The 11,917-nt window shown below is 72.2% G+C and carries 18 protein-coding genes; 8 read left to right on the top strand and 10 right to left on the bottom strand.

All coding sequences use genetic code 11. The features are described 5' to 3' along the window. Nucleotides 1-83: 83 nt before the first annotated feature. From ACQPYA_RS25615 to ACQPYA_RS25600, 4 genes are read right to left on the bottom strand one after another with little or no spacing between them, the layout of a single operon-like run. Entirely contained in the window at nt 84-230 is a 147-nt protein-coding gene (locus ACQPYA_RS25615; protein WP_433529617.1) for a GPGG-motif small membrane protein, read from the bottom strand. Then, nucleotides 221-997, bottom strand: coding sequence for a metallophosphoesterase family protein (locus ACQPYA_RS25610; protein ID WP_433529616.1), 777 nt, complete (start codon nt 995-997; stop codon nt 221-223). Before ACQPYA_RS25610 ends, ACQPYA_RS25615 begins: the two co-directional genes overlap by 10 nt. 10 nt (nt 998-1,007) lie before the next feature. After that, nucleotides 1,008-1,283: a hypothetical protein gene (locus ACQPYA_RS25605; protein WP_433529615.1), complete on the bottom strand. Its 276-nt coding sequence runs from the start codon at nt 1,281-1,283 to the stop codon at nt 1,008-1,010. Further along, a complete protein-coding gene (locus tag ACQPYA_RS25600; protein WP_433529614.1) occupies nt 1,280-1,864 on the bottom strand; it encodes a nucleotidyltransferase family protein in 585 nt (194 codons plus the stop codon). Before ACQPYA_RS25600 ends, ACQPYA_RS25605 begins: the two co-directional genes overlap by 4 nt. Before the next feature lie 150 nt (nt 1,865-2,014). Here ACQPYA_RS25600 and ACQPYA_RS25595 point away from each other — a divergent pair, with 150 nt between their 5' ends. After that, complete coding sequence (locus ACQPYA_RS25595) at nt 2,015-2,755, top strand: dTMP kinase (protein WP_433533618.1); 741 nt, start codon at nt 2,015-2,017, stop codon at nt 2,753-2,755. A gap of 20 nt (nt 2,756-2,775) precedes the next feature. Here ACQPYA_RS25595 and ACQPYA_RS25590 read toward each other — a convergent pair whose 3' ends face one another. Then, on the bottom strand, nt 2,776-3,465 hold the full coding sequence (locus ACQPYA_RS25590; protein WP_433529613.1) for an SDR family NAD(P)-dependent oxidoreductase: 690 nt from the start codon (nt 3,463-3,465) through the stop codon (nt 2,776-2,778). 193 nt (nt 3,466-3,658) lie between these two features. Here ACQPYA_RS25590 and ACQPYA_RS25585 point away from each other — a divergent pair, with 193 nt between their 5' ends. From ACQPYA_RS25585 to ACQPYA_RS25575, 3 genes are all read left to right on the top strand, one after another. Beyond that, nucleotides 3,659-4,573 (top strand): MurR/RpiR family transcriptional regulator, encoded by a 915-nt coding sequence (locus tag ACQPYA_RS25585; protein ID WP_433529612.1) that lies wholly within the window; start codon nt 3,659-3,661, stop codon nt 4,571-4,573. Further along, nucleotides 4,570-5,523 (top strand): N-acetylmuramic acid 6-phosphate etherase, encoded by a 954-nt coding sequence (locus ACQPYA_RS25580; RefSeq protein WP_433529611.1) that lies wholly within the window; start codon nt 4,570-4,572, stop codon nt 5,521-5,523. The genes ACQPYA_RS25585 and ACQPYA_RS25580 overlap by 4 nt, the downstream gene beginning before the upstream one ends. Before the next feature lie 414 nt (nt 5,524-5,937). Continuing rightward, a complete protein-coding gene (locus tag ACQPYA_RS25575; protein ID WP_433529610.1) occupies nt 5,938-6,927 on the top strand; it encodes a sigma-70 family RNA polymerase sigma factor in 990 nt (329 codons plus the stop codon). 83 nt (nt 6,928-7,010) lie between these two features. Here ACQPYA_RS25575 and ACQPYA_RS25570 read toward each other — a convergent pair whose 3' ends face one another. Further along, a complete protein-coding gene (locus ACQPYA_RS25570) occupies nt 7,011-7,982 on the bottom strand; it encodes an NlpC/P60 family protein (protein ID WP_433529609.1) in 972 nt (323 codons plus the stop codon). A 457-nt stretch (nt 7,983-8,439) separates the two neighbouring features. Between ACQPYA_RS25570 and ACQPYA_RS25565 the strand changes: the two genes are divergently transcribed. After that, nucleotides 8,440-8,970 carry a DUF6232 family protein gene (locus tag ACQPYA_RS25565; RefSeq protein ID WP_433529608.1) on the top strand — a complete coding sequence of 177 codons (531 nt, stop codon included), beginning with the start codon at nt 8,440-8,442 and terminating at the stop codon, nt 8,968-8,970. Between the two features lie 13 nt (nt 8,971-8,983). Here the strand turns inward: ACQPYA_RS25565 and ACQPYA_RS25560 are convergent, their stop codons facing one another. Together ACQPYA_RS25560 and ACQPYA_RS25555 are read right to left on the bottom strand one after the other, a co-directional pair. Then, a complete protein-coding gene (locus ACQPYA_RS25560) occupies nt 8,984-9,319 on the bottom strand; it encodes a DUF3817 domain-containing protein (protein ID WP_433529607.1) in 336 nt (111 codons plus the stop codon). Nucleotides 9,320-9,345: 26 nt separating this feature from the next. After that, nucleotides 9,346-9,813: a hypothetical protein gene (locus ACQPYA_RS25555; RefSeq protein WP_433529606.1), complete on the bottom strand. Its 468-nt coding sequence runs from the start codon at nt 9,811-9,813 to the stop codon at nt 9,346-9,348. A gap of 124 nt (nt 9,814-9,937) precedes the next feature. Between ACQPYA_RS25555 and ACQPYA_RS25550 the strand changes: the two genes are divergently transcribed. From ACQPYA_RS25550 to ACQPYA_RS25540, 3 genes are all read left to right on the top strand, one after another. After that, complete coding sequence (locus ACQPYA_RS25550) at nt 9,938-10,261, top strand: DUF6158 family protein (protein ID WP_433529605.1); 324 nt, start codon at nt 9,938-9,940, stop codon at nt 10,259-10,261. Then, nucleotides 10,261-10,584 (top strand): hypothetical protein, encoded by a 324-nt coding sequence (locus ACQPYA_RS25545; RefSeq protein WP_433529604.1) that lies wholly within the window; start codon nt 10,261-10,263, stop codon nt 10,582-10,584. The genes ACQPYA_RS25550 and ACQPYA_RS25545 overlap by 1 nt, the downstream gene beginning before the upstream one ends. An 88-nt stretch (nt 10,585-10,672) precedes the next feature. After that, nucleotides 10,673-11,200 carry a DUF1360 domain-containing protein gene (locus ACQPYA_RS25540; protein WP_433529603.1) on the top strand — a complete coding sequence of 176 codons (528 nt, stop codon included), beginning with the start codon at nt 10,673-10,675 and terminating at the stop codon, nt 11,198-11,200. A 75-nt stretch (nt 11,201-11,275) separates the two neighbouring features. Here the strand turns inward: ACQPYA_RS25540 and ACQPYA_RS25535 are convergent, their stop codons facing one another. Both ACQPYA_RS25535 and ACQPYA_RS25530 read right to left on the bottom strand, forming a co-directional pair. Then, complete coding sequence (locus tag ACQPYA_RS25535; RefSeq protein WP_433529602.1) at nt 11,276-11,473, bottom strand: hypothetical protein; 198 nt, start codon at nt 11,471-11,473, stop codon at nt 11,276-11,278. Nucleotides 11,474-11,638: 165 nt separating this feature from the next. Next, entirely contained in the window at nt 11,639-11,881 is a 243-nt protein-coding gene (locus ACQPYA_RS25530) for a hypothetical protein (protein ID WP_433533617.1), read from the bottom strand. Nucleotides 11,882-11,917 lie beyond the last annotated feature (36 nt).

Raw genomic sequence — 11,917 nt, 5'->3', positions numbered from 1 at the left:
GTGGCTCCGGTCGGGAGGACGGAGTTCCGGTCACGACGACCCCGGCGGGTCCGATGCGGGCGACGCGGAGCGTCGCCCGCGCGTCATTGGGTGAAGATGCTGACACCGCCCGGGCCGACCAACAACCCGACCACGATGAGGACGATGCCCCAGAGGATCTGCCGACGGAACAGCGCGAGGATGCCGGAGACCACCAGTACGACTGCGAGAATCCAGAGAATCAGCTCCATGTTTGCTGAATACCCCCGGCTCCCACTCGGGAAACCTCGCCCTGATCAAGGTGGTCGCCCAGATAGAAGACGCTGTACGCCTGCTTGATCACCGGGTGCGCCACGTTGCGTACCCGGACCCCGGCGGGCGTGGTGCCCCGCTCGGAACCGTGGTGCGCGTGCCCGTGCAGGGCCAGCGCGGTCGGCGCGGAGTCGATCGCCTGCCCCAACTGGTAGCAGCCGAGGAACGGATAGATCTCCAGCGGCTCGCCGGCGAGGGTGTCCGGTACGGGCGAGTAGTGGGTGAGCGCCACCAGCGTGTCGCAGTCGAGCGACCGCAGCGCCTCGCCCAGCCGGTCGGCGCTCTCGGTCGTGGTGCGGACGAACGCCTTCATCTCCGGCTCGCCGAAGTCGCTGGCGCACCGGCCGGCGAAGCCACCGCCGAAGCCTTTCACCCCGGCGACGCCGAGCCGGCCGCCCGGGCAGTCCAGCACCACGCCACTGCCCTCCAGCACGATGATGCCCGCCTCCTCCAGCGCCGCGACCACCTGCGGCACCTGGTCGCACTGGTGGTCGTGGTTGCCCAGGACGGCGACCACCGGCACGCCCAGCCCGCCGAACTCCCGCGCCACGCAGCGCGCCTCGGCCTCGGTGCCGTGCCGGGTCAGGTCGCCGGCGAGGAGCAGCACGTCGGCGCTCTCCGGCAGCTCCTCCAGGGCTGGCCGGAACCGGCCCATCACGTCCTCGTCCAGATGCACGTCGCCCACCGCGGCGATCCGGATAACCATCGAACCTCCCTCAGGGCAGTTGCTCGATCTCCGTCGGCGCCTGCGCGCGGATCACCCCGATGTCGCTGGTGATCGGCAGGTCCGGGAAACGTTCGGCCACCCGGCGCAGGATCTCCTCGCGCCGGTGCGCGCTCTCGACCTCGCCGTTGAGCACGAGGGCGCGTTCCCGGCGGACCACGGTGATGCCCTGTTCGGCGACGGCCGGATCCTCGGTGAGCAGGCGGTGGATCTCCGCCTCGACGTACTCGTCCGGTGGTCCGGCGCCGTAGTCGCGGTGCGTGGTCACGGGGTCCCCCTCCCGTCGGCCGCGCCGGAGTACGGCACGACTTCCAACCGGTCCAGCAGCACCAGAAACGACTCGGCGTACGGCGAGTGCTGCGTTTCCTTGCGTACCCGTTCCCAGTCGATCTGCTCCCGCAGCGACCGGGCCAGCGGCAGCCCGCGTGCGAAGTCGCAGTAGTGCTGGGAGTAGCTGAGCAGTTTGTGCACCATCAGCTGGGTGGCCGAGAGCACCGGCATGTGGATGGCGTCGACCGGTCGTACCACCGTGTCGGCGAAGGTCTCCTCGGTCACCGGTGTCTCGATCGGCCGGTGGATCAGGTCCACCATCCGGCCGCCGTCGTAGACCTTGACCAGCCAGTCCTCCGGCGGCCGTTCGGCGGTGAACCCGGCGGCCACCAGCGCCGCCAGGGCGGCCTCGACGTCCGGCTCCCGGATGAGGAAGTCCACGTCGTGCTCGCTGGAGTGCCCGCCGTGCGCGTACACCGCGAAGCTGCCGCCGAGGGCGAACGGAATCTCGGACTGCTTGAGCACGGCGGCGACCTTCTTGAGGGTGTGGAGAAGCGTCTCGTCGTCGCGCTCGGCCATCTCGCCGCTCCTGTCGCGTCGTCTGCCACCGGTGGGATCCCCGATCGGTACCCGGCATTCCGGTCGCCCACACCTCGGGGCCCCGTGGAAGGGTGCGAACAGCGATATAAGCGGACAGACAACGCAGGCTCAATGCATGGCTCGGATAATCTGTGCAGAGTGGCCAGATCGACGGGAGCCCACAGATCGACCGGCGGCTGGCGCGGTCCGGCCCGACTCCGCACCGTTGCCCTGATCGGCATCGACGGATCGGGCAAGACCACCCAGGCGTACCGGCTCGCCGGGGCACTCAGCGCGGGCGGATACCCCGCCACCTATCACCGCAACGCCGGCGGGCGACGCTGGCTCGGCCGGACCGCGCACCGGTTCGGCCGGCCGGACGCCCAGGGGCTGGTCGGGCGGGACGGGATGCTCGTGCTGGAGTCCGTGCTGCGCTGGCTGGCCATCGCGATGGCGCTGCTCGGCAGCCTGTGCACCGGCCGGATCGCCGTGATGGACCGGTACGCCGCCTGCCAGTACGCCAGCCTCCGGGCGCACGGCGGGCGGCGGTGGGAGCGCCTGGTGCGGGCCGGCTACCGACTCTTCCCGCGACCGCAGGTGACGTTCCTGCTGACCGTGGAGCCGGCGGAGGCGTACCGGCGGATCGAGCGGCGGGGCACCGACCAGGAGAGCCTCGGCTATCTGGCCGCCGCCGATCTCGCCTACCGGACGCTGCCGGAGTACCCGACGTTCGTACTGATCGACGCGGACCGGCCGGCCGAGGAGGTGGCCCGGCAGATCCACGGTCACCTGGCCGGCTGGCTGGCCGCCGGGGACGGGCCGGCCGGCCCGTCCCCGGCGCGGCGCGCGGCGCGGGTGTCGGGTCTGATCCCGGTTCAGGCCCGGCCGTAGGCCGGGGTCGTAACCCCGGTTCAGGCGCGGCCGTAGACCGGCACGGCGGCGCCACTGGTCGGCGCCGACTCGTCCGAGGCCAGGAAATGGATCACCGATGCGATCTCGGCCGGTTCGACCCAGCGCGTGTGGTCGGCGTCGGGCATGGCGGCCCGGTTCGTGGGCGTGTCGATGACGCTCGGCAGCACGGTGTTGCAGCGCACCCCGGCCGACCGGTACTCCACCGCCACGGCGGAGGCGAAGCCGAGCACGGCGGCCTTGGCGGTCACGTAGCCGGCGACGCCCGGGAACGGCGCGACCGCCGCGCGGGCCGCGACGCAGACCACCGCCCCGCCACCGGCGGCGACCAGGTGTGGCAGCGCCGCCCGGGTGACCAGATGGGTGGGGCGGAGGTTGAGGGTGAGCATCCGGTCGAACTCCTCGACCGGGGTCTCGTGCACCAGCCCGGTGCTGGCGTACCCGCCGACGAGGTTGACCACGGCCCGCAGCGGCGCCTCGGGATCGCCCGCCGCCACCTCGGCCACCCGGGCCGCGTCCTGCGCGTCGGTCAGGTCCGCGACCAACCGGACCGGCTCGTTGCCGCCCGGCCCCGGCCCCGGCGGTCGGCGCTGTGGCGTGACCACCCGCCATCCGGCCGAGACGAACGCGGCGGTGACCGCCGCGCCGAGTCCGCCCGTGCCTCCGGTGACCAGCACACTGCGATCCGCCATCTCCTCACGCTAGTGCCGCCGTCCGGTCGACCCCTACCCGGCCCCACCCGACGGCCGGACCCGACCCGCCGGAGGAGGCGGTGGGGTGGGCCGGGTGGCAGGCTGTACGCACCGTGACCGGCACTCGCCGGCACGTTCGTCGGAGTGCGCGTCGTGGTTGACGCTCCCGGGCTCATGAAAGTAAGTTTCATCCGTGGCGAAAAGTCCGAAGATTTCTGCGAGTCGCGAGTCGGGCGGGTTGATCGTCCACATCAGCGGCCTGCTCCCGTCGCTGTCGCCGGCAGAGCAGCGGGTGGCCCGGCTGGTCGTCGCCGACCCCGCCGAGGCGGCCCGCCGGACCATCACCGACCTCGCCACGGCCGCCGAGACATCCGAGGCGACGGTGATCCGGTTCTGCCGGTCGGTCGGCATGGACGGCTACCCACAGTTGCGGATCCGGCTCGCCGCCGAGGCGGCCCGGCGGGTCGAACCACCGGACGCCCGGGTGGTCGGCGGCGACATCCCGCCCGGCGCCGATCTGACCCAGATCATCGCGACCATCGCCTTCAACGACGCGCGGGCGGTGGAGGAGACCGCCGAACAGCTCGACCCGGCGGCCTGCGAAGAGGTGGTGGAGGCGATCGTCGGCGCCGGCCGGATCGACATCTACGGCGCGGGCGCGAGCGGCTTCGTGGCCTCGGACTTCCAGCAGAAGCTGCACCGGATCGGCCGCACCGCCTTCTACTTCCCCGACGTGCACACCGCGCTGACCTCGGCGGCCCTGCTGGGCCGGGGTGACGTCGCCATCGGCATCTCGCACACCGGCACCACCACCGACGTCATCGAGGTGCTGGAGCAGGCGCGGGGCCGGGGGGCGACCACGGTGGTGCTGACCAACTTCCCGCGCTCGCCGGTCACCGAGGTCGCCGACCACGTGCTCACCACCGCGGCCCGGGAGACCACCTACCGTTCCGGGGCGACGGCCAGCCGGATCGCGCAGCTCACCGTGGTCGACTGCCTCTTCGTCGGGGTGGCCGCGCGCAACCGACCCCGCGCCCGCAAGGCACTGGAGGCGACGGCCGAGGCGGTCCGGTCCCACCGGATCGGCTCCGGCCGGAGGCGGGCATGACCGCCGGTGCGGTCGAGCCGGACGGGGCCCCCACGCCGGCGGCCCGGCCGGCGATCCGGGTCGGCGCACCTACCGAACGGCGCAACCCGCTCAGCGTCGACCTGGATCTGATGTCCACCCGCGACGTCCTCTCCGTGATCAACGAGGCGGACCGTCGGGTGCCGACCGCGGTCGCCGCGGTGCTGGACGGGATCGTGGCGTCGGTCGATCTCGCGGTCACGGCGCTGCGCGGCGGGCACCGGGTGCACTACTTCGGCGCCGGCACGTCCGGGCGGCTCGGCGTGCTCGACGCCGCCGAACTGGCGCCGACGTTCAACTCGCCGCGGCACTGGTTCTGCGCCCATCTCGCCGGTGGCCCCGACGCGATGTGGCGCGCCGTCGAGGACGCCGAGGACGACGACTCCGGCGGCGCGACCGAGGCGGCCGGCTGCGTGGCCGCCGGGGACCTGGTGGTCGGACTCACCGCGAGTGGACGTACCCCGTACGTTCTCGGGGCGCTTGCCGCGTCCCGGGCGAAGGGCGCCGCCACGGTGCTGCTCTGCGCGAACCCGGAGGCGCCGGCCGCCCGCGCCGTCGAGGTCTTCATCGGGGTGGACACCGGGCCGGAGGTGGTGGCCGGGTCGACCCGGATGAAGGCGGGTACCGCCCAGAAACTCGTGCTGAACAGCTTCTCCACGGCGGTCATGGTGCGCCTGGGGAGGGTCTACTCGAACCTCATGATCGATGTGGTGGCGACCAACGCGAAGCTCCGGGGACGAATGATCTCGATCCTGGTCGAGGTGACCGGTTGTCCCGAGGAGGTCGCCCGTCGTGCCCTCGACGAGGCCGACGGCGACCTGAAGACCGCCCTGGTCAGCCTCGTCTCCGGGGTGGCGGCGACGGCCGCGCGGGCGGCGCTGGCCCGCTCCGCCGACCAGGTCCGTGGTGCGCTGGCCCTGCTCGCGTCCTGATCCCGACAGTGCCCGCAACGCGTGCCCGGGGGCGGGCATAGGAGCGGGGCACGGATTGTTCATCAGGGCGTGGGGTATTACCACCGGCGTGGATGAACCAACCGGTCCGCGTACGCGTATCTGGCAGTGACCAGGATCGCAGCACGGTGGTGACTCGGGTCGCTGTGCCTGATGGCCGGGCAGTGTTGCCATGGACCGGAACGGACGGCGATCCGTCGATCCGTCGACCTCACGGGGTGCCTGCGGACGACCAGTCAGGCAGGGTGCTGACAGCAAACATGGACCGTGCTCTCAGCTGATTATCAGGCATTCGTGACACTTTCGACCCACGACATGGAATCCCCGACACGTCTCATCTGTTGTGTAGATGTCCGCACCGATGGGCACAGCGGAGGTACGGGGGAGGGCGTGGGGATGGCAAGGAACCGGGCAACCGGCGCGAGCGAGGGGACCGTGGGCAACGTGGACAAGAACATTGGTATGCGAACCGACGAGGTTGCCGAGGAGCGCGACCTGGTCGGAGTCTACCTGCACGAGATCTCCCGGACGCCACTGCTGGACGCCGCCAGGGAGGTCGATCTCTCCAAGGCCATCGAGGCGGGCCTCTACGCCGAGCACCTGCTCGGCGAGGACCGGGTTCCGGACGGTGCCACCCGGGAGGAGCTGGCGCGGCTGGTCGCCGAGGGTGAGCGGGCCAAGGACCTGTTCATCCGGGCCAACCTGCGGCTGGTGGTGTCGATCGCCCGACGTTACGTCCGCTCGGGAATGCCCATGCTGGACCTGATCCAGGAGGGCAACACCGGCCTGGTCCGGGCGGTCGAGAAGTTCGACTACGAGCGTGGCTACAAGTTCTCCACCTACGCGACCTGGTGGATCCGCCAGGCGATCAGCCGGGCCATCGCCCAGCAGGAGCGCACCGTGCGGTTGCCGGTGCACCTGGTCGAGGACGTCAACCGGATGCGTAACGTGGCCCGTCAGCTCACCCGTGAGCTGGGCAGCGACCCGGAGCCGGAGCAGATCGCGGCGGCCCTCGGCGTGACCGTCGAGCGGGTCAACGAGCTGGTTCGCTGGTCGCAGGACACCGTGTCGTTGGACACGCCGGTCGGCGACGACGGCGACACCAACCTCGGCGACCTGGTCGCCGACAGCGACGCCCCGTCGCCGGAGGAGATCGTCCTGACCGGGCTGGAGCGGCAGCGGATCGAGGGGCTGCTCAACCACCTGGACGATCGCTCCGCCGGCATCATGCGGGCGCGCTACGGGCTGGAGGACGGTCGCGAGCACTCGCTGACCGAGGTGGCTTCGCGATTTTCGCTGTCCCGCGAGCGGATCCGGCAGTTGGAGATCCAGGCGCTCGGCCGGCTCCGCGAGCTGGCCCGTGCGGAGGGCCTCCAGGCGGCCTGAGCTGGTAGTAATTGACGACGAACGGCCGGCGTCCGATAGGGAGACGCCGGCCGTTCGTCGGCTCCGGAGCCCGGCGCGTCGAGTCAGCGGACCCGGCCGTAGCCGTACGGTGGCATCAGGTCCACGCTCCGCTTCTCCACGTTGCGGCCGAAGGTCGGCGCGTGGATCACCTGCCCTCCGCCGACGTAGATGGCCATGTGCCCGAGGCTGCGGTAGAAGACGAGGTCGCCGGGGCGCAGCTCGCTACGGCTGATGTGGGCCACCACCCCCCACTGCATCCGGGTGTTGTGCGGCAGCGACTTGCCCGCCGCCCGCCAGGCCGCCGAGGTCAGCCCGGAGCAGTCGTAGCCGTTGGGCCCGTCCTCACCCCAGGCGTACGGCTTGCCCAGCGCGCCGTAGGCGTACCGGACGGCGACGCCGGCCTGGCCGGAGACGGACGGTGCGTCGTCGGCGCTGCCCGACCGGGTGGCCGGGCGTTCGGTGGCCCGGCCGTACGCCTGCCGGCGCAGCTCGTACAGCGTTGCCAGGTCCCGCTCGATCCGGTTCTTCGCCGCGGTCAGCTCCCGGGACTGGGCCGCCTGCCGGCTGAGCGTGACGTCCAGCCGGGTCTTCTCGCCGAGCAGTCGCTGCTGGTCGGCGGTGTAGCCGGCGACGGTCGCCTGGCGTTGTCGGGTGAGGTGGTCCAGGGTGCCGAGCCGGTCGAGCACGGACGCCGAGTCACCGGCGTGCAACAGCGCGTCGACGGTGCCGAGGTTGCCGGTCTTGTACGCGGTCGCGGCCAGCTGGCCGACGTCCGCCCGGCTCTGCGCGGCCCGCTGCTCCAGTGGGCCGATCCGGTCCCGCAACCGCCGTACCGCGGCCTGGTTCGCCTTGATTTTTTCGCGTAGTTCGTTGTGGGCCTCCACCACGTGCTCCAGCTCGGCGGAGGACTTGTCGATCCGCCGGGTCAGTTCGGCCGGGGAAGGTTCGGCCCGGGCCACCGTGGCCGGCGCGACCAGCGCCAGCGAGAGGGCGGCGACGGCAAGGGCGCGCAGCGTGTGGGTCAGGGATGACAAGAGCTCGGATGCTCCTCTCCCAACGCCGGCGCGGGCTGCTCACGCCCCGCGACGGCACCGGCCCGGCGCCATCCGGGTGGACGGCGGCCGACCGGGCCGACCCGCCCAACCTAGTACGGGACAGGAGTCACCCGCAGAGAAAGACGGGACCAATGATGGCGCTGGGGCTGGCCGGGCCTGTCCGTGCTGGGAATGCCCGACAATCTAAGTAGATGCCGGACTAGTCGCTCTCGGCACATGACGCCGGTTGGCTGAGCGCTATAACCGATAAGCCGGACTTGGGGGTCTCTTTCCGGCGATGCCGTTGCCGGGACTGGCCGCAGGCCACTCGAAACGGCAGGTCAGGCTGGCGAACGAGGCACACAATGAAGCGCACAGCCGGGAATCCCGTCAACCGGCATCGATGCGAGCGGCCGGCGGGGTCGATCCGGCACCACCAGCGGTGGGAGGAGGGGCCGTGGATCGTGAAGGCGCGACGACGCGACCGCCGCGGTCACCGCGCGGCACCGCCGGCAACGGGCCGACGCTGCTCTACGCCCGACCCGGGATCGTGGTCACGGTCGACCGGTTCACCGTCGGCCGGAGCAGCTGGCGGGTCGCCGAGCTGACCCACCTGCACACCACCCGTGGGCCACACGACCGGGTGGCGACGCGAGCCGTCCTGGTCTCCACCGTGGTGATCGGCGGCACCGGCCTGCTGCTCGGCTTCACCGGGGGGCTGCAACGGCTCACCGCCGGGGCGTACCTCCTGCTCGGTGCCGTGTTCCTGGTGCCGGTGCTGCTCGCGGCGGCGGGGGACCGGTGGCGTCCGCCGGCGTACGAGCTGTGGGGCCAGCGCGGGGGCGTGGAGGAGCTGCTGTTCAGCAGCGACGACGAGCACCAGTTCGGCCAGGTGACCCGCGCGGTGCGCCGGGCGCGGGAGATGAACAGCTACGGCGGCTGGGAGGACCCGCTGGCCACCGCGGACCCGTGGCGACCGCGGCGATGAGCGGCGGGAACCGCTAGCCGGCCACCGGCTCCGGTGCCGGCTCGCGCTCCCGCTCTTCGGCGGTGACCAGGGCGCTCACCCGACGCTCGGCCCAGAACGAGACGAACGGCACGGTGCCGGCCAGCATCACCAGGATCATGCGCTTGAGCGGCCAGTTGGCCCGGCGGGACAGGTCGAACGCGGCGACCAGGTAGACCATGTAGAGGAAGCCGTGCGCCTGACCCACGGTCTCCACTACGATCGGGTTGTGGAAGCCGTACTTGAGCGGCATGCCGATCACCACCAGCAGGATCAGCACCACCCCGACGACCCAGGCGATCACGCGGTAGCGGGTAAGGGCAGCACGCACTTCTCGTCCGTCCTTCCAGGCCCGGCTCAGCCGGGATAGTCGCCGGGCTTCGCGCCCGGGTTGGCGTTCAACCATGACAGGTAGCGGTTGTAGGCGGCCAGGTCGGCGTCGTCCGGGTGGTCGTCGACCGGGACCCGGGCGACACGTACCGGCCGGCGGATCCCGGGCCGTGGCCGGTTCGTCCCGACCAGCGCCTCGGCGGGGCCGTCCGGTCCGCCGGTGACCGCCGGCATCTCGGCGGGCGCTTCGGTGGTCGACCCGGCCTCGGCGGTGGTCGTCGATGCCGCGCCGTGCAGCGTGTGGCGCACCTCGCGCCACCAGACGAAGACCACGAACCCCGCGAAGATCGGCCACTCCACGGCGTAGCCCCAGCTGATGGCGTTCCCCGCGGCGGCCCGGCTGACCTGCCACCAGCCCAGCCCGAGGAAGGACGTCACCAGCACGACCATGGCCACGTGGCGGGCGATCCACGCCGGTGTCCAGAGCCGCTTCATGCCACGAGGGTACCGGGCTGCCGGGCGCTCTCCGACGCGGTGTCGTAGTGGCGGCGGTGGTTTGGTCGCATCCGGCGTGGGCATCCGTACAGACGCCAGCCCACGACGGACGAGGGGGCGCGAGATGACGGCATCGGGACGACAGGACGGATTTCCGGCCGGTGGCACGGAGGTGAGCCCCGAGCAGCGGATCCCCGAATGGGGTGACGACCGGGTGGCCACCCCGGCGCTCGACGCCGACCTGCCCGGCATCGACCCGGCCGAGCTGCCCGACGACCAACTCATCCGCGAGATGCAGAGCCTGCACCGCACCCGGCTGGACACGCTGCGGCACGCGACCGACTCGGCGCTCGCCAACCACCTGCGGCGGACCGCCGAACTGGAGACCGAGTACCTCGCCCGGCACCCCGGCCGGGAGGTCGACCCGAGCCGGCTGCGGGACCTGTGATGGCGTACGCCGAGCGGGGCATGTCCGCCCCGCCCGAGGTCGTCTTCAACACGGCGACCGACCCGCGCCGGGTCTCCGCCTGGCTGCCCGAGCCGTTGCTCTCCGGTGAGCCGACCCGGGACGCCGACGCGGAGCGGCTGCGGGCCCGCTGGGCCGCCCGGCGTACGGACTGGTCGGCCGAGCTGCGGGTGGAGCCGGTCGACGCCGGCGGTGCCCGGGTCTGCCTGGACCTCGACGGTGGCGGCCAGGAGACCGGCCGGCTGGCCGACGAGGCCCTGGTCAACCTCGTTCGCGAGGTGGCCGACAACCTGCAGGCCGGCTGACCCGGCTGGCCCGGCCCGGGCGGGGCGACGAATCACCGGCCCGTCCCGGGCCGGTCGACACGATCGTGGCGTGACCGAAGGAGGCCGGGTGAGCGAGCTGAAGCAGAAGGTGACACGGCTGCGCCAGGCGTACGCCCCGCACGAGCATCGGCCGCTCGGCGGCTACCTGGCCGCGATGGGCACCTACGCGGGTGCGGCGGGCGCGATCGCGGGCCTGGTCAAGGCGACCGGACGCAGCGTGCCGGAGCGGCCCGCCACGTCCGACGTGGTGCTCCTCGCCATCGCCACCCACAAGCTCAGCCGGCTGCTCTCCAAGGACGCCGTGACCAGCCCGCTGCGCGCTCCCTTCACCCGCTACGACCGGCCGATCGGCAGCGGCGAGGTGATGGAGCAGGTACGTGACTCGGGCAGCTCCACCCGGCACGCCATCGGCGAACTGCTCAGCTGCCCGTTCTGCCTGGCGGTCTGGGTGGCCACCGGGTTCACCGGCGCCCTGGTGCTCGCCCCGCGGCTCACCCGCCTGGTCGCGACCGCGCTGACCGCGGTGGCCGCCTCGGATTTCCTCCAGATGGCGTACGCGATGGCCCAGCAGGGTGCGCACGGCCAGAAGGACTGACCGCCGGCCCGGGGCGGGTGACCCGGGCCGGCATCGTATCTTTGCTCGCTTGCTCGCCGGTGTTGCCTTCTGCGGTCAGCGCTGCATGCCGGACCAGCCACGTGGCGATTCCGGCTCCCGCTCCTCCTCGTCCGCCCCGGTGACGATGTCCCGGTCGACAGCGGTCCGGTCGTGTTCGTCGGCGAAGTCCGGTTCGGGCAGGGTGTCCATGCCCTCCGGCGGCTGGGCGAGCGCGTTGATCCGATCCTGCTGACGTTCCTCGCGCTGCGACATCGCGGTCCTCTCCTGGTCGCCGGGGCCGGACTGCCGTGCGGCCGGGCGCCGGCCGGGCCGGCCGTGGGTCGGTTGGGTCGGTCGGGCGTGCCGTGGATCGACCGGGCCGGCCGTGGTCGGTCCTGAGCCGGGCTGGGCGCGGCCGGCCGTGGGGCGGTCGGTGGATCAGCTCACCGAGCCGCCCAGCAGGTCGGTCACCTCGTCCACCGCGTACTCGCCCTGTGGCAGCGCGTTGAGCCGGGAGAGCAACTGGGCCGGCAACTCCGCGGCCACCGCCCGCCGGTAGATGTCCACCTGGCTGATCCGCTCCTGACCGTGGTAGAGGTCGTCGAGCAGCTCGTCGAGGGGCCTGGTGTCCACCTCCTCGGTCTCCACCTCGCCCGGTACGGCGGCGGCCGTACCGGGCAGTTCGGTGGTCGGCTGATCGAGCGCGGCGGTGTCGAC

Source organism: Micromonospora sp. CA-263727, from assembly GCF_050942455.1.
GTDB lineage: Bacteria > Actinomycetota > Actinomycetes > Mycobacteriales > Micromonosporaceae > Micromonospora.
This window is presented reverse-complemented; position numbering and strand designations above follow the sequence as displayed.